We start from the raw sequence: 17,983 nt of genomic DNA on the forward strand, positions 1-17,983 counted from the left end.
TCCCCGTAGCAACCGGCTTGCCGGCGCAGAGGCCCGCAAGCCATGCACCACAGCGTCCGCCGCCTTCGCTGCCCAGCCAGCCTCTACGGGGCGGCAGCGGGCCAATCCTGCGCGCAACAAAAAGCCCCGCTGTCTGCACAGCGGGGCTTGGGGTGTCACAGACGAACTTAGTGGTGTTCGCGGGTAGCGCGGAATTTCACGTCCGGCCAGCGCTCTTCCATCAGCGCCAGGTTGACCCGGGTCGGCGCCAGGTAAGTCAGGTGACCGCCGCCGTCCAACGCCAGGTTTTCCACCGCCTTGTTGGAAAACTCTTCGAGCTTCTTCTTGTCGCTGCACTCGATCCAGCGGGCGGACCACACGGTGATCGGCTCGTAGGAGCACTCCACCTTGTATTCCTCCTTCAGGCGGCTGGCCACCACATCGAACTGCAGCACACCGACGGCGCCGAGAATGATGTCGTTGCTGCGCTCGGGGAAGAACACCTGGGTCGCGCCCTCTTCGGCCAGCTGCTGCAGGCCCTGACGCAGTTGCTTGGACTTGAGCGGGTCCTTCAGGCGCACGCGGCGGAACAGTTCCGGGGCGAAGTGCGGGATCCCGGTGAAGCCCAGGGCTTCGCCTTCGGTGAAGGTGTCGCCGATCTGGATGGTGCCGTGGTTGTGCAGGCCGATGATGTCGCCAGCGTAGGCTTCTTCCAGCTGTTCACGCTCGGAGGAGAAGAAGGTCAGGGCGTCGCCGATGCGCACGTCCTTGCCGGTACGCACGTGGCGCATCTTCATGCCCTTGTCGTACTTGCCCGAGCAGATACGCATGAAGGCGATACGGTCGCGGTGCTTGGGGTCCATGTTGGCCTGGATCTTGAACACGAAGCCGCTGAATTTTTCTTCCTGCGGCGCCACGACACGTTCGTTGGCTTCACGGGGCAGCGGCAGCGGCGCCCAGTCCACCACGGCGTCGAGCACGTGGTCGACGCCGAAGTTGCCCAGGGCGGTACCGAAGAACACCGGGGTCAGCTGGCCGTCGAGGAACTCCTGCTGGTTGAACTCGTGGCAGGCCCCCTGCACCAGCTCCAGCTGCTCGATGAAACGCTCGTACTCGTCACCCAGGTGGGCGCGGGCTTCGTCGGAATCGAGCTTCTCGATGATCTTGGTTTCGGTGCGTTCGTGGCCGTGGCCCGGGGTGTAGACAATGATGTAGTCGCCCGCCAGGTGGTACACGCCCTTGAAGTCACGGTAGCAACCGATCGGCCAAGTGATCGGCGCAGCCTTGATCTTCAGTACCGCTTCGATTTCGTCCAGCAGCTCGATCGGGTCGCGAATGTCGCGGTCGAGTTTGTTGATGAAGCTGACGATCGGCGTGTCGCGCAGGCGGCAGACGTCCATCAGGGCGATGGTCCGTGGCTCAACGCCCTTACCACCGTCGAGCACCATCAGCGCCGAGTCCACGGCGGTCAGGGTGCGATAGGTGTCTTCCGAGAAGTCTTCGTGGCCCGGGGTGTCCAGCAGGTTGATCATGTGTTCCCGGTAGGGGAACTGCATGACCGACGTGGTAATGGAAATACCCCGCTGCTTCTCCATCTCCATCCAGTCGGAAGTGGCATGGCGGTCGGACTTACGCGATTTGACGGTACCCGCCACCGCAATCGCCTTGCCCATCAGCAAGAGCTTTTCGGTGATGGTGGTCTTACCCGCATCCGGGTGGGAAATAATGGCGAAAGTGCGGCGTTTCGCGACTTCGGCGGCCTGGTTGGTCATGGGAAATCGCCTGGCGGTGATCAAAAAAGGGCGCAGATTATAGCCCAGACAAAGCCTTGCGGGCCACCGCTGCCCCCGTCGCCCAGGCCACCGCGCGGCAGATAAACGGTGGCTAAATGCAGCCAAGTATGGAACCTTTTAAAACGTGGAGACGTCCACTCCCCTGTCACGCGCTGTCGTCAGGGGCTGAAATATCAGCACGTTAGCTTGACGAAGCTGCGCTCATGGCTCGTTCACCCGCCGCTTTGCCGGCGCTCGACGAGCTGCTTTTCGCGCGTACTTTCGCGGCAGCCAGGAATGGCCTTGCCACACGGGAAAGTGCCCGCCGACTGAAAAAAGGAGTCCGCCTGTGGCTATTCGCTATGGCAAAGGGCTGATAGGAGGGGTTGCGGTGATCGCCCTCCTGGCCCTGCTGGTCCACTGGATCGGCATCACGACGATCGAACACTACCGCGACGATCTACTGTTCTACCTGCAAGCTCATCTGTTCCTGGTCCTGGCGTCCATGCTCGCCGCACTGCTGGTGGGCATCCCCGCCGGCATCTTCCTCAGCCGCCCGAACATGGCCGGACGCGCCGAACGCTTCATGCAAGTGTTCAACATCGGTAACACCGTTCCCCCTCTGGCCGTCCTGGCCATCGCCCTGGGGATCCTCGGCATCGGCAGTGGCCCGGCCATCTTCGCGCTGTTCCTCGCCTCCCTGCTGCCCATCGTGCGCAACACCTACGAAGGCCTGAAAAACGTCCAGGGCTCGCTCAAGGAAGCCGCGATCGGCATCGGCATGACCCCGCGCCAGGTGCTGTGGAAAGTCGAATTGCCCAACGCCGTGCCGATCATCATCGGTGGCGTGCGGGTGGCCCTGGCGATCAACGTCGGCACCGCGCCCCTGGCCTTCCTGATCGGCGCCAACAGCCTGGGCAGCCTGATCTTCCCCGGCATCGCCCTGAACAATCAGCCGCAACTGCTGCTCGGCGCCGCCTGCACCGCGCTGCTGGCCTTGCTCCTCGACGGCCTGGTGACCCTGGCCAGCCGCCTCTGGCTGGAACGCGGTCTGCGCCCGTCCTAAGTCCGACAGAGACAAGGAATGAACATGAAGAAATTAAGCCTGATACTCGGCTGCGCCCTGCTGCTTGCCGGACTGGTGCAAGCCGCGGAAAAACCGCTGATCCGCATTGGCGCCCGGGTCTTCACCGAACAGACCCTGCTGGCGGAAATCACCTCCCAGTACCTGCGCAGCAAGGGCTACGACACCCGCGTTACCGGCGGCCTGGGCAGCAACCTGGCGCGCAGCGCCCAGGAAAGCGGCCAGCTGGACCTGATCTGGGAGTACACCGGGGTGTCGTTGGTGGCCTACAACCACATCGACGAGAAACTCGACAGCCAGCAGTCCTACGCCCGGGTCAAAGAACTCGACGCGAAAAAAGGCCTGGTCTGGCTGGCGCCGTCCAAGTTCAGCAATACCTACGCCCTGGCCCTGCCGGAGAACGTGGCCAAGGAACATCCCGAGATCAACAGCATCAGCGACCTGACCCGAGCCCTGGCTGAAGACGCCAAGGAGAACCGCCTGGTGGCCCTGGACACCGAGTTCGCCAACCGTTCCGACGGCCTGGCCGGCATGGTCAAGCTGTACGACATGAACCTGACCCGCAAGAACACCCGGCAGATGGACGCCGGCCTGGTCTACACCGCACTGCGCAACGGCCAGGTGTTTGCCGGCCTGGTGTACACCACCGACGGTCGGCTCAACGCCTTCAAGCTCAAGCTGCTGGAAGACGACAAGCACTACTTCCCGGACTACACCGCGGCCCCCGTAGTGCGTCAGGCGTACCTCGACGCCCACCCGCAACTGGCTGCAGAGCTCAAGCCGCTGGCGGCGCTGTTCGACGACGAAACCATGCGCCAGCTGAACGCGCGGGTCGACGTCGACCATGAAAGCCCTTCCGCCGTGGCCGCAGATTTTCTGCGCCAGCATCCGCTCAACCACTGATAGAGAGGAGAAGACATGGAATTTCTGAACGCCTTTTCCCATCTCGATTGGGCCCAGGTCCTGCACCTGACCTGGCAGCACATCACCCTGGTGGGCATCGCCGTGACCCTGGCGATTGTCTTTGGCGTGCCCCTGGGCATCCTGATGACCCGCTTCCCGACCCTGGCCGGCCCGTTGCAGGCCAGCGCCACGGTGCTGCTGACCATCCCGTCCATCGCCCTGTTCGGCCTGCTGCTGCCGTTCTACTCCAAGTTCGGCCAGGGCCTGGGGCCGCTGCCGGCCATCACCGCGGTGTTCCTCTATTCGCTGCTGCCGATCATGCGCAACACCTACCTGGCGCTGACCGGCGTCGAGCCGGGCATCCGCGAAGCCGCCCGCGGCATCGGCATGACCTTCGGCCAGCGCCTGCGCATGGTCGAGTTGCCGATCGCGGTGCCGGTGATCCTCGCCGGGGTGCGCACCGCGGTGGTGATGAACATCGGCGTCATGACCATCGCCGCCACCATCGGCGCCGGCGGCCTGGGCGTACTCATTCTTGCTTCCATCAGCCGCAGCGACATGTCGATGCTGATCGTCGGCGCGGTGCTGGTCAGTCTCCTGGCCATCTTCGCCGACCTGCTTCTGCAATGGCTGCAACGCTCGCTGACTCCAAAAGGACTGCTCAAATGATCGAACTTCAAAACCTGACCAAGACCTTCCAAAGCAACGGCAAGACCATCACCGCCGTTGACTCCGTAAGCCTGACCGTCAATGAAGGCGAGATCTGCGTGTTCCTCGGGCCGTCCGGCTGCGGCAAGAGCACCACCCTGAAGATGATCAACCGCCTGATCATGCCCACCTCGGGCAAGGTGCTGATCAACGGCGAAGACACCACCGACCTCGACGAAGTGACCCTGCGCCGCAACATCGGCTACGTGATCCAGCAGATCGGCCTGTTCCCCAACATGACCATCGAGGAAAACATCGTGGTGGTGCCGCGCCTGCTGGGCTGGGACAAGCAGAAATGCCACGACCGCGCCCGCGAGCTGATGAGCATGATCAAGCTCGAACCCAAGCAGTACCTGCATCGCTACCCACGGGAGCTGTCCGGCGGCCAGCAACAGCGCATCGGGGTAATCCGCGCCCTGGCGGCGGACGCCCCGCTGCTGCTGATGGACGAACCCTTCGGCGCGGTGGACCCGATCAACCGCGAGATGATCCAGAACGAGTTCTTCGAGATGCAACGGGCGCTGAACAAGACCGTGATCATGGTCAGCCACGACATCGACGAAGCCATCAAGCTGGGGGACAAGATCGCCATCTTCCGCGCCGGCAAGCTGCTGCAGATCGACCACCCCGACACCCTGCTGGCGCACCCGGCGGACGACTTCGTCAGCAACTTCGTCGGCCAGGACAGCACCCTCAAGCGCCTGTTGCTGGTGAAAGCCGAGGACGCGGCGGACAACGCCCCGTCGGTGAGCCCGGAAACCCCGGTGGCCGAAGCCCTGGAGCTGATGGACGAGCACGACCGCCGCTACGTGGTGGTGACCTGCGCCGAGAACAAGGCCCTGGGCTATGTACGCCGCCGCGACCTGCACCGTCAGACCGGCACCTGTGCCCAGTTCCTGCGCGAGTTCAACGCCACCGCCGCCTACGACGAGCACCTGCGGATTCTTCTGTCACGCATGTACGAGTTCAACCGCTCGTGGCTGCCGGTGCTGGATGCCGAACGGGTGTTCCTGGGGGAAGTGACCCAGGAATCCATCGCCGCCTACCTGAGCTCCGGGCGTTCACGGGGGATGAAGACCAATATCGTCTCACCGGCTGAAGCGGTGGTTGCCTGATCAATAAATAGCCAACAACCAGCCTGTGGCGAGGGAGCTTGCTCCCGCTGGGCCGCGAAGCGGCCCCTCTTGGCAAACAAGAGTGGAAATGCTGCGCAGTCCGCGGGAGCAAGCTCCCTCGCCACAAGGTTTTTTGCCCGCCAACGCGCCGGAAAAAAATATCAACAGCCGCTACGGTCAAAGCTGTCCGGCGACACTCTCCCAAACAGCCAAAATCCCCCTCACACCATCCTCTCGCCGCTAACGTCGCCGATGTTGACGCTTTCATACTTACCGGCCAATTGGCACGCAAAAGCAGCGAACGTGCAGGTATTTTTAACACTGGCGAATTCTTCGGGAACATATGTCCGTCATCTGTGTCGGCTACAAAGAGAGGTGTCGTTTACGCACGTCAGACAAGTGCAAAAACGCGACATTTTTTGTTGATCTCAGGCCCCTCACCGCCTAAAGTTCGCGCCGAACGTCCATGCTGGAAACGATCCATCCGGCTCAAGTACTGACGACGAGACAGCAAGGCCAAGGGCAGATTGCCCATGGCCTTTTTGCTTTCGGCGACATGCCTTGGGAAGTAGGCGAACCAAAGTGGGGATACGGAGGACGTTCATTTGCACCCATTGATTTCTAACGTTTGCCAGTAGGAGCTCCCAACGCATGTCGATTAACGTCGAAGACTATTTTGCGCGCGAAACCTTTCAAAAAATGAAGGCCTTCGCCGACAAGCAAGAAACCCCATTCGTGGTCATCGACACCCAGATGATCGCCCAGGCCTACGATGACCTGCGCGCCGGTTTCGAATTCGCCAAGGTCTACTACGCGGTCAAGGCCAACCCGGCCGTCGAGATCATCGACCTGCTGCACGAAAAAGGCTCCAGCTTCGACATCGCCTCGATCTACGAGCTGGACAAAGTGCTGAGCCGCGGCGTCAACCCGGCCAACATCAGCTACGGCAACACCATCAAGAAGTCCAAGGACATCCGCTACTTCTATGAGAAGGGCGTGCGTCTGTATGCCACCGACTCCGAAGCCGACCTGCGCAACATCGCCAAGGCCGCCCCGGGCTCGAAAGTCTATGTGCGCATCCTCACCGAAGGCTCCACCACCGCCGACTGGCCGCTGTCGCGCAAATTCGGCTGCCAGACCGACATGGCCATGGACCTGCTGATCCTCGCCCGCGACCTGGGCCTGGTGCCTTACGGCGTGTCGTTCCACGTGGGTTCGCAACAACGCGACATCAGCGTCTGGGACGCAGCAATCGCCAAGGTCAAGGTGATCTTCGAACGCCTGAAAGAAGAAGACGGCATCGAACTCAAGCTGATCAACATGGGTGGCGGCTTCCCGGCCAACTACATCACCCGCACCAACAGCCTGGAAACCTACGCCGAGGAAATCATCCGCTTCCTCAAGGAAGACTTCGGTGACGACCTGCCGGAAATCATCCTCGAACCGGGCCGTTCGCTGATCGCCAACGCCGGCATCCTGGTCAGCGAAGTGGTGCTGGTGGCACGCAAATCCCGCACCGCCGTCGAGCGCTGGGTCTACACCGACGTGGGCAAATTCTCCGGCCTGATCGAAACCATGGACGAGTCCATCAAGTTCCCGATCTGGACCGAGAAGAAAGGTGAAGTGGAAGAAGTGGTGATCGCCGGCCCAACCTGCGACAGCGCCGACATCATGTACGAGAACTACAAGTACGGCCTGCCACTGAACCTGGCCATCGGCGACCGCCTGTACTGGCTGTCCACCGGCGCCTACACCACCAGCTACAGCGCGGTGGAATTCAACGGCTTCCCGCCGCTGAAAGCCTTTTACGTTTAAAGGCAGTGCCTAGCTGCTAGCGACAAGCGGCAAGAAAAAGCCCATGACCTGTCATGGGCTTTTGGCTTTTTGTGGAAGCGGTTTTGGCAAAGGACAAGGCTGACTCAAGCTCGCAGCCCACGCCACTACCTGCTGATGGTCGATCACTCTTGCGCAATCGACATCAGCCATTGCTTCCTGTGTCCTGCGAGTGGCGACATCGAAAGACGGCGGGCCAAAAGAGGCCAGGGAATCACTCATGAGGCTTTTCCTCGCGTAAGCCGGTGCTCAATCATCGCCACTCAGGCCAACTCGGCAGGCCGCGCTACATCCCGCTCATCACCCAATTGCACTGCCCGCCGCTGATAGGCCAGGGCCAGTTCGCGAATCTTTGGGTGCGTGGCATTGAGCAACGCAGCGCAAGCCACTCGCAGGAAATTCAGGTTGCCGCCAGCCAGGGCCTGTTGCAGCCAATCCACGGCTTCGTCGATACGACCGGCATCGGCCAGCACCGCCGCATAGCTGAACTGCCCACGGAAATCCCCACCTTCGGCCGAGCGCCGATACCATTCGTGGGCCGCTTGCGGGTCGGCCGGGCAGACCAGCCCTTCCTCCAGGTAACGCCCCAGCAGGTTCATCGATTTGGCATGCCCCAGCTCCGCCGCGCGGCGGTAGCAAGCCAGGGCCAAGGCGTGGTTCTGGGCCACGCCACGGCCGGTGGCCAGCAGGTTGGCGTAGTTGTACAGCCCCCAGTCCAGCCCCGCTTCGGCGGCCAATCGGTAGTGTCCGGCAGCGCGGGCGGCATCCGCCGGGCAACCCCACCCGTGCTCATGGCAGCGGCCGAGCATGTTGCGCGCCATCAGGTGCCCACGTCGCGCGGCGATGTCGAACCAGCGCACGGCCAGGGCTTGATCCTGCTGGATGCCGTGACCGTCGAGGAGGATCTGTCCCAGCAGCGCCTGGGCCTCCAAAAGCCCTTCGCGGGCCGCCACCAAGATTGCCTGGGCGGCGCGGGCCGGGCTCTGTTGGAGCATGGCGCTCAGTTGCGCGCCGTCGAGGACTTCCTCGCGGCGAAGTTGAACAGTCACCGCTTACACCTCGACCCAGCGCCGCAGCAGGTTGTGATAGGTGCCGGTCAGGCGGATCAGCGAAGGATGGTCGGGCACGTCCCGGGTCAGTTCCTGGATCGCCCCGTCCATCTCGAACAGCAAGGCGCGCTGGCTGTCTTCGCGTACCAGGCTCTGGGTCCAGAAGAACGAGGCGTAGCGGGCGCCGCGGGTCACCGGGTTGACCTTGTGCAGGCTGGTGCCGGGGTACAGCACCAGGTCCCCCGCCGGCAGCTTGACCCGCTGCAGGCCGTAGGTGTCCTGGATCTCCAGTTCGCCGCCGTCATAGTCCTCGGGGTCGCTGAAGAACAGGGTCGAGGACAGGTCCGTGCGCACCCGCTCCGGGCTGCCCTTGGGCTGGCGCACGGCGTTGTCGATATGGAAGTCGAAACTGCCGCCGGCGGTGTAGCAGTTGATCAGCGGCGGGAACACCTTGTGCGGCAAGGCGGCGGACATGAACAGCGGGTTCTGCCACAGGCGCTCAAGCATTGCCGCGCCGATCTCCTGGGCCAGCGGGTGCCCTTCGGGCAATTGCAGGTTGTGCTTGGCCTTGGCCGACTGGTAACCGGCGGTGATCTTGCCATCCGCCCAGTCCGCCTGCTCCAGGGCTTCGCGGATACGCCCCACTTCATCACGGGTGAACACGCCGGGGATGTGCAGCAACATGGCCAGGTACCTGAGCAGCGAAAGGCCGTCAATGATATTGATTCTTATTGACTGTGTAAAACCCGGTGACGAATGAGCGGGCAAAAACCGTAAGGATAAATTGTAAAGATTGTAAATTCAGTGCGAATAGTAACGTTTCGCAATTGATAACGATTGTTTCTTTCCCCTATATTCCGCGACCTCAAATCCTTGGGGAGGGGAACCACCATGTCACGCCAACAACCACCATCCGCTGTCAGTTCACCGCGCCTGCTGGCCTCCGCCATTGGCGTGGCGATTACCGCCGGCTCCGCGGGCCATATGGTTCAGGCCGCCGAAGACACCCAGCAAAAGACCGCGGGCAAGGCCATTGCCCTGGATGCCACCAGCATTAGTGGTGAGGCCCAGGACAGCACCTCCTACCAAGTGGAAAAGGCTTCGTCGCAGAAGTACACCGCACCGCTGGTGGACACGCCGCGCTCGGTGACCGTGGTCCCGCAGCAAGTTCTCAAGGACACCGCTGCCACCTCCCTGCAAGACGCACTGCGCACCGTGCCGGGCATCACCTTCGGCGCCGGTGAAGGGGGCAACCCTCAAGGCGACCGTCCGTTCATTCGTGGTTTCGACGCCCAGGGCGACACCTACCTCGACGGTGTGCGTGATACCGGTGGCCAGAGCCGCGAAATCTTCGACATCGAAACCATCGAAGTGAGCAAAGGTCCGAACTCCGCCTTTGGCGGACGTGGCTCGGCGGGCGGCAGCCTGAACCTGACCAGCAAGATGCCCAAGCAGCAAGACTTCCTCAACGGCGGCTTCACCTACGGCTCCGACCAGACCCGGCGCTACACCCTGGACGTCAACCGGCAGTTCCTCGAGGGTGCCGCGTTCCGCCTGAACCTGATGAGCCACGAACAGAATGTGGCGGGCCGCGACGCCGTCAATTACGACCGCTGGGGCGTGGCGCCATCGCTGACCTTCGGCCTGGGCACCCCGACCCGGGTCAACCTCAGCTACTACCACATGGAAAGCGACGACCTGCCGGATTCGGGCATTCCCTACGGCTACAGCTCAAAAGCCCCCAGGGCCGCGCACATCCATGACAAACCCACCGATGGCGGTGACAGCAGCAACTTCTACGGCCTGAAGGACCGTGACTTCCGCAAGACCCGTGCGGACATCAGCACCTTCTCCATCGAGCACGACCTGAATGACAACATGACGCTGAAAAACACCTTGCGTCATGGCAGCACCGGCCAGGACTACATCCTCACCCAACCGGACGACAGCCAACACAACGTCAACCAGTTCGGCACCGTATGGCGCCGGGCCAATTCGCGAGTGTCCACCACCGAAACCACCACCAACCAGACCGATCTGTTTGGCGAGTTCCACGCGTTGGGCTTCAAGCACAATTACTCCACCGGGCTTGAGTTCACAGGGGAAGAAACCCGGGTCAGCAGCTACAACATCGCCGGCAATACTGCCCAAGTATGCAATCCGGGCAGCACGCCCAGCTGCACCTCGCTGGGCAATCCGAACCCCAACGACCCTTGGACCGGCAGCATCACTCGCAACTACTACGGCACCAACACCAAGGCCACCAGCCGCGCCGCCTACGTCTTCGACACCATCGAACTGGACCCGCAATGGCTGTTGAACGTAGGGCTGCGCTACGACACCTTCGACACCGTGGCCAACACCAACGCCGCCGCGGGCCGCACCAAGCTCAAGAACGACAGCCAGTTCTGGAACTGGCAGGCCGGCCTGGTCTGGAAACCGATGGAGAACGGTAGCGTCTATGCCTCCTACGCGACCTCGGCCACCCCGCCCGGCGCCCTGGTGGGCGAAGGCGCCGAGGGCAACCCCCTGGCGGCAGGCGCCAGCACCAGTGACCTGCAACCTGAAGAAACGGTCAACTACGAGCTGGGCACCAAGTGGAACGTGTTCAACGACCGCCTGTCCCTCACCGCGGCGGTCTTTCGCACCGAGAAGAAAAACACCCGAGTCCTGGTCGACGCGCTGACCTACCAGAACGCCGGTGAGTCCCGTGTAGATGGCCTGGAATTGGGCGCCAGCGGCAAGATCACCGACAAGTGGCAAGTCTTCGCCGGCTACAGCTACCTCAAGAGCGAACTGGTGGAGGCCGGCCTGACCGGTCGTAACGGCGTGATCACCGCAGGTGCCGCCTCGGCCAAAGGCAATCAAATGCCCAATACGCCGAAGAACAGCTTCAGCCTGTGGAGCACCTACGACATCACCCCGAAACTCACCGTGGGTGGCGGCGCGTTCTATGTCGACCAAGTCTACGGCGACACCGGCAACACCGTGTACGTGCCGTCCTATACCCGCTACGACGCCATGGCCAGCTACAAGCTGACCAAGAACGTCGACCTGCAGCTGAACGTGCAGAACCTCACCGACAAGACCTACTACGACAAAGCCTACTCGGCGCACTTCGCCAACCAGGCCGCCGGCCGTACCGCCCTGATGAGCGCCAACTTCCACTTCTGACCCAGCACCCAACCGCCTGTGGCCCCCGCCACAGGCCGCCAAGCCCCACGCATCGCAATGCCTGGGGCTTTTGCGTGTAAAAACGAATGCTTCTCGACAACACACGGCATAATGCGCGCCGTGTTTTCTCTCTCTGGACGAACAAGGCGAGTGACGTGTTGAAGAAAACCCTGTTCCAGCTGCACTGGTTCTTCGGCATCAGCGCGGGGCTGATCCTGGCCCTGATGGGCATCACCGGGGCGACGGTGTCGTTCCAGGACGAGATCCTGCGCGCCCTCAACCCTTCGGTGCTGCAAGTCGACCCGCTCCCCGCCGGGGTGCTGCCGCCCGCCGAACTGGTGGACAAAATCCAGGCCGCCGAAGGCAAGACGGTGTCCATGCTCTGGGTGGAAACCGACAGCGGCAACGCCGCGCGGGTGTTCTTCACCCCGCCGCCGGGGGAGCGTCGCGGGCAGATGCGCTACTTCGATCCCTACACCGGCGAGCTACTGGGCGACGCGGTCGGCCAGGACTTCTTCGGCCTCATGCTGCAACTGCACCGCTTCCTGGCCATCGGCGACACCGGCCGGCAGATCACCGGCGCCTGCACCCTGCTGCTGATCTTCTTCTGCCTGTCCGGGCTGTACCTGCGCTGGCCGCGCCAGGTCGGCAACTGGCGCGTATGGCTGACCCTGGACTGGGCCAAGAAAGGCCGCGGCTTCAACTGGGACCTGCACGCGGTGTTCGGCACCTGGTGCCTGTTGTTCTACCTCTTGTTCGCCCTCACCGGCCTGTACTGGTCCTACGACTGGTACCGGGAGGGCCTGACCAAGCTGCTCTCCGACGCGCCACACAGCGAACGCCAGCGCGGCGGTCGCGGCGGCCCGCCACCCAAGGGCGAGGCGCCGCAGGCAGACTACAACGCCCTGTGGAGCAGCATCTACAGCGCCGCCGGCAAGGACCTCAACGCCTACAACATCCGCATGCCCGCCGTGGCCGGACAGCCGGCGACGGTGTTCTACCTGCTTAAAGGTTCGCCCCACGATCGCGCCCTGAACCAACTGACCCTGGACCCCGTCACCGGGGTCATCAGCCGGCATGAGCGCTACGCCGACCAGAGCTTCAAGTCGCAGTTGCTGACCAGCGTCTACGCCCTGCACGTGGGCAGCTACTTCGGCCTGATCGGGCGCATCGTGCTGACCCTGGCCTCACTGAGCATGCCGCTGTTCTTCATCACCGGCTGGCTGCTGTACCTGGATCGCCGGCGCAAGAAGCGCCAGATCAAGCAGGCACGCCAGGGCCTGGAAAGCGTCGCCAACGAGGGCTCGGCGTGGCTGATCGGCTTCGCCAGCCAGAGCGGTTTTGCCGAACAACTGGCCTGGCAGACCGCCGGGCAATTGCAGGTTGCCGGGATCGCCGCCCGGGTCCTGCCCCTGGGCAACCTCAGCGAACAGGACCTGCGTGACGCCCAGCGAGCCCTGTTCGTGGTCAGCACCTTCGGCGACGGCGAAGCCCCGGACAGCGCCCGCGGCTTCGAGCGCAAACTGCTGGGCCGCGAGCTGTCGCTGCCGGGCCTGGAGTACGCCGTGCTCGGCCTGGGCGACCGCCAGTACCCGCACTTCTGCGGCTTTGCCCGGCGCCTGCACGACTGGCTGGCGAACCAGGGCGCCAGCACCCTGTTCGCCCCCATCGAGGTGGACAGCGGCGACAGCTACGCCCTGCGTCACTGGCAACAGCAGCTGGGCCAAGTCACCGGCCATGCGCCGGTGGACCTGTGGCAGGCCCCGGCCTTCGACAACTGGACCTTGAACACCCGCACCCTGCTCAACCCTGAAAGCAGCGGCTCCGGGGTCTACCTGCTGCAACTGCTGGCCCCCAGCGCCAGCAGCTGGCTGGCCGGGGATCTGGTGGAAGTCATGCCGCGCAACAGCCGTGGCGCGGTGGCGGATTTCCTCGCGGGCCTGGGCCTCTCCGGCAGCACCCCGGTGCACCTGGACGGCCTGCAGGAAAGCCTCGAACAAGCCCTGGGCAGCCGCCAGCTTCCGGAAAACCGCGCCCATTTGATCGGCCTGCACGCCCAGGCCCTGGTGGACGCCCTGGTGCCCCTGAGCATGCGCGAATACTCCATCGCCTCGATTGCCGCCGATGGCTGCCTGGAGTTGCTGGTGCGTCAGGAATGCCACCCCGATGGCAGCCTGGGGATTGGTTCCGGCTGGCTCACCGAGCATGCAGCGGTGGGTTCCAGCATCAGCCTGCGGGTACGGCGCAACAGCGGCTTCCACCTGCCGGCCGAACCTTGCCCGCTGATTCTGCTGGGCAACGGCACCGGCTTGGCCGGCTTGCGCAGTTTGCTCAAGGCACGGATCGCCGAGGGCCAGCAACGCAACTGGCTGATCTTTGGCGAGCGCAACGCCGAGCATGATTTCTACTGCAAGGATGAACTGCAGGAATGGCGCACCCGGGGCGACCTGAGCCGCCTGGACCTGGCGTTCTCCCGGGACCAGGCCGAAAAGATCTACGTCCAGGACCGCCTGCGCCAAGCGGCCGACGAACTGAAAAAATGGCTGGCCGACGGCGCCGCGATCTACATCTGCGGCAGCTTGCAGGGCATGGCTTCAGGGGTGGATCAGGTGCTCAACGAGGTACTGGGCGCAGACCACGTCGAACGCCTGATCGAACAGGGGCGCTATCGCCGCGACGTCTACTGACAAAACCGCTGGCGCGGGGCGCTCTGTGCTGCAGGCGACCTGCGAGCGCCATCGCCAAGGGGCTGAAAAAAGGACTGTGGCGAGGGAGCTTGCTCCCGCTCGGCTGCGCAGCGGCCGTAACCCCTGAGTGCGAGGTCTGTCTGACAGGTTGCGATGGCTGGCCTTGGGCGCGCTGCGCGCGCCAGCGGGAGCAAGCTCCCTCGCCACAAGTCAGCAGCCTGCCAGTGCGAGCCCCTCGCCACAGTCGGTGCTTTGGCTAGCTCAACCGCCCGCGTGACGATTACCGTCGAGCAAGGCATCGACCACGCCACGGGCCATTTCCACCGAATGCACCAGGGACCAGATCAGGCCACGCTCGATACCGCTGGCGTGTTCGGTGATCTCGTCGGACACCTCCTCGGCCGCCTTGAGCAGCATGGACACGTGGAGCAAGGCTTCTTCGGCACTGATGCCGGGGCGGACGCTGAAGGGCGAATCGGAGCCCGCAGGGCCCGCCGCCGTGGGCTTCAACTCAGTGACCAACGAGCGGTTCAGCGCATTGTTGGCCAGGGCATAACGAACCACTTCGTTGGCCAGATCGTGATCTGGATTACGACGGGAAACAGAATGGGAAACAGGCGGATCGGGGACGATCTTTTTCATGGTGTAGCTCCCGAGCAGTAGAGCCTTCACCCATCGCTGCTAAACGAAAGGTGGCGGCTGGACGCGGGTTAGCAGACCAGGGCTCAGGAACCCGGCGCACCCGAAGGTGCCCCACGTACAGCCGCCATAACAAGCAGGCCAGAACAAGATCTGGCCAAGAAAGAGATAGCGCTTATACGTCTGAGACTTATCGAGCTGCTAAACCCGATCACTGAACATTCAGTGACTCCCCGAGCCTAGTGAGCCAAGTACCCAGCCGCAAGCGCCTGGGAGTTTCTCGGAAACCCCTTACAAAAGAAAGAGACTTGGCCGACTTTAGTCGCGGCCACGCTCTGAAAATTTCTGACAACACAGGTTGATCCGCTCGCCCCCAAAAGGGCCGTTGCAGCTCCTTGACCACCTCGCCCCAGAACGCGCCCCGGTGCAGCTCGATCACACCGGCTGCAGTTTTTGCTCGTACACCGCCACGCCATCCAGGTCCCGCAGGATCACCTTCAGCTCTGCCGTCTGCCCATCGATCTGCACTTCGCCAAAGAACTGGAAGCCGGCAAAGGGCGAAGTGTTCTGCGCCGGCGGCGCCTTCTGAAACACCACTTCCGGGCCGAAGGTCTTGTCCAGCACATTGGGCCCGAAACTCCCGGCATTCAGGGGACCGGCGACAAACTCCCAGAACGGCTCGAAATCCTGGAACGCCGCGCGATCCGGGTGGTAATGGTGAGCCGCGCAGTAATGCACATCCGCCGTCAGCCACACATGGTTGCGCACCTGATGCTTGCGCAGGTGCGCCAGCAATTCGGCAATCTCCAGCTCACGCCCCTGGGCCGGCCCAGGATCACCATTGGCCACCGCTTCCCAGCGCGCCACTCCCGGGCTGACCTCGCCATCCGGCACACCCAGGCCAATCGGCATGTCCGCCGCCACCACTTTCCATTGGGCCTGTGAATCCTTGAGTTCACGCTTGAGCCAATCCAGCTGCTCACGCCCCAGGAAGGGTTTCTCGCCACCGAGGTTGTCATCGTTGGCCCCGCGATAACTGCGCATGTCCAGCACAAATACATCCAGCAACGGCCCATAGCTGAGCTTGCGGTAAATCCGCCCGCCGCCATCGGCGCTCTGCCGGCGCATCGGCGAATACTCCAGCCACGCCTGCCGCGCGCGGCCCACCAGGGTCTGGATATCCTTGACCGCGTAGCGCTCGTCCAACTGCTTGCCGGGCGACCAGTTGTTGACCACCTCGTGGTCGTCCCACTGCCAGATCTGCGGCACCTCGGCATTGAAGCGACGCAGGTTGTCGTCCATCAGGTTGTAGCGGTAATTGCCCCGGTACTCATCCAGGGTTTGCGCCACCTTGCTCTTGGCCTCGGTGGTGATATTGCGCCAGACGCGCCCGTCCTCCACGGTCAACTGCGCCGGCACCGGGCCGTCGGCGTAAATGGTGTCGCCGCTGTGGATAAAAAAGTCCGGCAAGCGCAGGCGCATGGCCTCATAAATGCGCATGCCGCCAATGTCCGGGTTGATGCCGAAGCCCTGCCCCACCGTGTCGCCGCTCCAGACAAAACGGATATCCCGGCGTTGCGACGGCGCACTGCGCAAATGACCGAACCACGGCTCACTGGCCACACCGGATTGCGCGTCCTCGAACCTCACCCGATAGAAGATCGCCTGATCGGCCGGCAACCCGGTCAACTCCACCCGCGCGGTAAAATCCGTGCGCGCATCGGCCAGCGGCGAAACAAAACGCCGAGGGTTGCCGAACAGGCTTCGCGTGTCCCACTCCACCACCATCCGCGCCGGGCGATCGGTGCGGCTCCAGATCATCGCCTTATCCCCCAGCAAATCCCCGGACTGCACCCCATCGGTGAGCTGCGGCCGATCCTTGACCGAAGCAATCACCGCCGGCGCCAGACTCGGCAGCAACAGCCCCGCCCCGGCGATCTGCATGACCCGACGACGGCCGAGGTTGAACTCGCTCATGGTGACTCCCTGACAATGGTCAAAAGGCAACCTTAGTCAGCGGGGATGAAGGGGGTGTGACAAGCGACTTGGAGCCAGCCGCCGTTAACCTGCGACCCGGCCTTACAACACAACAAGAACAATCACTAGCCGCATCTGAAAAATCACTTCTACATCAAGTTTGATCCCACCTACCCGAAACAACCGACACGCTAAGCTCGCCCTTTCCGATATAACCAACCGAGTCAAACATGAATAATAAAAAAAAATTTTGGTAACCGGTGGCGGAAAAGGAATAGGCGAAAAAGTCATTCGCCTGTTGGTAAGCAAGGGCTACGAAACGCACTTCACCTACTGCCGATCAAAAAGCAGTGCTGAGAAACTGTGCCGCGAGTTCCCCAACAAGGTGTTCGCCCACTATTTGAATATGGCGGACCCTGACTCCATCAACACTGGCGGCTTTAGTCAGATATCCGATTGGTACGGCATTATTTTCAATGCGGGAGTGGGTTCCGCCAGCGTCAACAACTATGCCAATAGCCCTGATACTTCTGAAGATCAGTTAGATGAGGCCATGTTGAAAATCAACGCCTTGGGGCCGCTATCCCTGTACCGGCGACTCAAGCCGAACCTGATCAAAAACAACCACGCAAAGATAATCTTCATTTCATCGGTGGGAGGAGGCATCGCCGCGTTTCCCGGCTTTCGCTACAGCGACGGAATGAGCAAGGCGGCCCTGAGCTATCTGGCCAGACAGATCGCCACGGAGAACACGGACTCTGGCATCGATGTGTTCACCCTGTGCCCCGGAGCGACCGAAACATCAATGTTTGAGGCCAGTACCCTGAATAAACTGAGCCCGTCGGAACGAGCACACTTTGTCCAGAAACTCCCGAAAGGACGTCTTATTCAGCCTGAAGAAATAGCCCACTGGGTCGCCAAACTATTAGAACCTGAATCCACCGTATTACATGGTTGCATCATTGATGCCTCTGCCGGACTGGGCATACGCCCCAGTCACATGGAGTGACCCAAGCATTTGCAATACAGGCCAACTGAATAACAGCCAAACACCGGAGATTAA

At 62.4% G+C, this 17,983-nt stretch carries 14 protein-coding genes; 8 read left to right on the forward strand and 6 right to left on the reverse strand.

Annotated features, from left to right (window positions below; genetic code table 11):
• Nucleotides 1–167 precede the first annotated feature (167 nt).
• Nucleotides 168–1,751 carry a peptide chain release factor 3 gene (locus tag GGI48_RS10405; protein WP_047301737.1) on the reverse strand — a complete coding sequence of 528 codons (1,584 nt, stop codon included), beginning with the start codon at nucleotides 1,749–1,751 and terminating at the stop codon, nucleotides 168–170.
• Between the two features lie 349 nt (nucleotides 1,752–2,100).
• Between GGI48_RS10405 and GGI48_RS10410 the strand changes: the two genes are divergently transcribed.
• From GGI48_RS10410 to GGI48_RS10430, 5 genes are all read left to right on the forward strand, one after another.
• The gene (locus GGI48_RS10410; protein WP_016967204.1) at nucleotides 2,101–2,817 is read left to right on the forward strand and encodes an ABC transporter permease; all 717 of its coding nucleotides are present in this window, start codon (nucleotides 2,101–2,103) and stop codon (nucleotides 2,815–2,817) included.
• A 24-nt stretch (nucleotides 2,818–2,841) separates the two neighbouring features.
• A complete protein-coding gene (locus tag GGI48_RS10415; protein ID WP_179598160.1) occupies nucleotides 2,842–3,738 on the forward strand; it encodes a glycine betaine ABC transporter substrate-binding protein in 897 nt (298 codons plus the stop codon).
• 15 nt (nucleotides 3,739–3,753) lie between these two features.
• On the forward strand, nucleotides 3,754–4,407 hold the full coding sequence (locus GGI48_RS10420; RefSeq protein ID WP_016967202.1) for an ABC transporter permease: 654 nt from the start codon (nucleotides 3,754–3,756) through the stop codon (nucleotides 4,405–4,407).
• Nucleotides 4,404–5,561: a betaine/proline/choline family ABC transporter ATP-binding protein gene (locus GGI48_RS10425; protein ID WP_047301733.1), complete on the forward strand. Its 1,158-nt coding sequence runs from the start codon at nucleotides 4,404–4,406 to the stop codon at nucleotides 5,559–5,561. The genes GGI48_RS10420 and GGI48_RS10425 overlap by 4 nt, the downstream gene beginning before the upstream one ends.
• Nucleotides 5,562–6,212: 651 nt before the next feature.
• Nucleotides 6,213–7,376, forward strand: a complete 1,164-nt coding sequence (locus tag GGI48_RS10430; RefSeq protein WP_103740907.1) for a type III PLP-dependent enzyme — start codon at nucleotides 6,213–6,215, stop codon at nucleotides 7,374–7,376.
• A gap of 51 nt (nucleotides 7,377–7,427) precedes the next feature.
• Here the strand turns inward: GGI48_RS10430 and GGI48_RS10435 are convergent, their stop codons facing one another.
• Genes GGI48_RS10435 through GGI48_RS10445 form a run of 3 tightly spaced genes read right to left on the reverse strand, consistent with a single transcriptional unit; the run spans nucleotide 7,428 to nucleotide 9,127 of the window.
• A complete protein-coding gene (locus GGI48_RS10435; protein ID WP_103740906.1) occupies nucleotides 7,428–7,616 on the reverse strand; it encodes a hypothetical protein in 189 nt (62 codons plus the stop codon).
• 41 nt (nucleotides 7,617–7,657) lie between these two features.
• On the reverse strand, nucleotides 7,658–8,443 hold the full coding sequence (locus tag GGI48_RS10440) for a tetratricopeptide repeat protein (RefSeq protein ID WP_179598162.1): 786 nt from the start codon (nucleotides 8,441–8,443) through the stop codon (nucleotides 7,658–7,660).
• A gap of 3 nt (nucleotides 8,444–8,446) precedes the next feature.
• The gene (locus GGI48_RS10445) at nucleotides 8,447–9,127 is read right to left on the reverse strand and encodes a Fe2+-dependent dioxygenase (protein WP_016967196.1); all 681 of its coding nucleotides are present in this window, start codon (nucleotides 9,125–9,127) and stop codon (nucleotides 8,447–8,449) included.
• A gap of 207 nt (nucleotides 9,128–9,334) precedes the next feature.
• On the opposite strand from GGI48_RS10445, the gene GGI48_RS10450 reads away from it, so the two are divergent.
• Both GGI48_RS10450 and GGI48_RS10455 read left to right on the forward strand, forming a co-directional pair.
• Nucleotides 9,335–11,617 (forward strand): TonB-dependent receptor, encoded by a 2,283-nt coding sequence (locus GGI48_RS10450; RefSeq protein WP_179598163.1) that lies wholly within the window; start codon nucleotides 9,335–9,337, stop codon nucleotides 11,615–11,617.
• A gap of 155 nt (nucleotides 11,618–11,772) precedes the next feature.
• The gene (locus GGI48_RS10455; protein WP_179598165.1) at nucleotides 11,773–14,304 is read left to right on the forward strand and encodes a sulfite reductase flavoprotein subunit alpha; all 2,532 of its coding nucleotides are present in this window, start codon (nucleotides 11,773–11,775) and stop codon (nucleotides 14,302–14,304) included.
• Nucleotides 14,305–14,565: 261 nt separating this feature from the next.
• Here GGI48_RS10455 and GGI48_RS10460 read toward each other — a convergent pair whose 3' ends face one another.
• Together GGI48_RS10460 and GGI48_RS10465 are read right to left on the reverse strand one after the other, a co-directional pair.
• Nucleotides 14,566–14,946 carry a hypothetical protein gene (locus tag GGI48_RS10460; RefSeq protein ID WP_047301721.1) on the reverse strand — a complete coding sequence of 127 codons (381 nt, stop codon included), beginning with the start codon at nucleotides 14,944–14,946 and terminating at the stop codon, nucleotides 14,566–14,568.
• 432 nt (nucleotides 14,947–15,378) lie between these two features.
• Nucleotides 15,379–16,920, reverse strand: coding sequence for an alkaline phosphatase D family protein (locus tag GGI48_RS10465; RefSeq protein WP_179598167.1), 1,542 nt, complete (start codon nucleotides 16,918–16,920; stop codon nucleotides 15,379–15,381).
• Between the two features lie 250 nt (nucleotides 16,921–17,170).
• Between GGI48_RS10465 and GGI48_RS10470 the strand changes: the two genes are divergently transcribed.
• Nucleotides 17,171–17,929, forward strand: coding sequence for an SDR family NAD(P)-dependent oxidoreductase (locus tag GGI48_RS10470; RefSeq protein ID WP_181956958.1), 759 nt, complete (start codon nucleotides 17,171–17,173; stop codon nucleotides 17,927–17,929).
• Nucleotides 17,930–17,983: the final 54 nt, after the last annotated feature.

It is taken from the genome of Pseudomonas protegens, from assembly GCF_013407925.2.
GTDB classification, from domain to species: Bacteria; Pseudomonadota; Gammaproteobacteria; order Pseudomonadales; family Pseudomonadaceae; genus Aquipseudomonas; species Aquipseudomonas fluorescens_AP.

What these genes read in the sequence shown, in the direction of transcription:
- GGI48_RS10405 (WP_047301737.1), bottom strand. Translation starts at nt 1,751, where the DNA reads ATGACCAACCAGGCCGCCGAAGTCGCGAAACGCCGCACTTTCGCCATT.
- GGI48_RS10415 (WP_179598160.1), top strand. Translation starts at nt 2,842, where the DNA reads ATGAAGAAATTAAGCCTGATACTCGGCTGCGCCCTGCTGCTTGCCGGA.
- GGI48_RS10420 (WP_016967202.1), top strand. Translation starts at nt 3,754, where the DNA reads ATGGAATTTCTGAACGCCTTTTCCCATCTCGATTGGGCCCAGGTCCTG.
- GGI48_RS10425 (WP_047301733.1), top strand. Translation starts at nt 4,404, where the DNA reads ATGATCGAACTTCAAAACCTGACCAAGACCTTCCAAAGCAACGGCAAG.
- GGI48_RS10430 (WP_103740907.1), top strand. Translation starts at nt 6,213, where the DNA reads ATGTCGATTAACGTCGAAGACTATTTTGCGCGCGAAACCTTTCAAAAA.
- GGI48_RS10435 (WP_103740906.1), bottom strand. Translation starts at nt 7,616, where the DNA reads ATGAGTGATTCCCTGGCCTCTTTTGGCCCGCCGTCTTTCGATGTCGCC.
- GGI48_RS10445 (WP_016967196.1), bottom strand. Translation starts at nt 9,127, where the DNA reads ATGTTGCTGCACATCCCCGGCGTGTTCACCCGTGATGAAGTGGGGCGT.
- GGI48_RS10450 (WP_179598163.1), top strand. Translation starts at nt 9,335, where the DNA reads ATGTCACGCCAACAACCACCATCCGCTGTCAGTTCACCGCGCCTGCTG.
- GGI48_RS10460 (WP_047301721.1), bottom strand. Translation starts at nt 14,946, where the DNA reads ATGAAAAAGATCGTCCCCGATCCGCCTGTTTCCCATTCTGTTTCCCGT.
- GGI48_RS10465 (WP_179598167.1), bottom strand. Translation starts at nt 16,920, where the DNA reads ATGAGCGAGTTCAACCTCGGCCGTCGTCGGGTCATGCAGATCGCCGGG.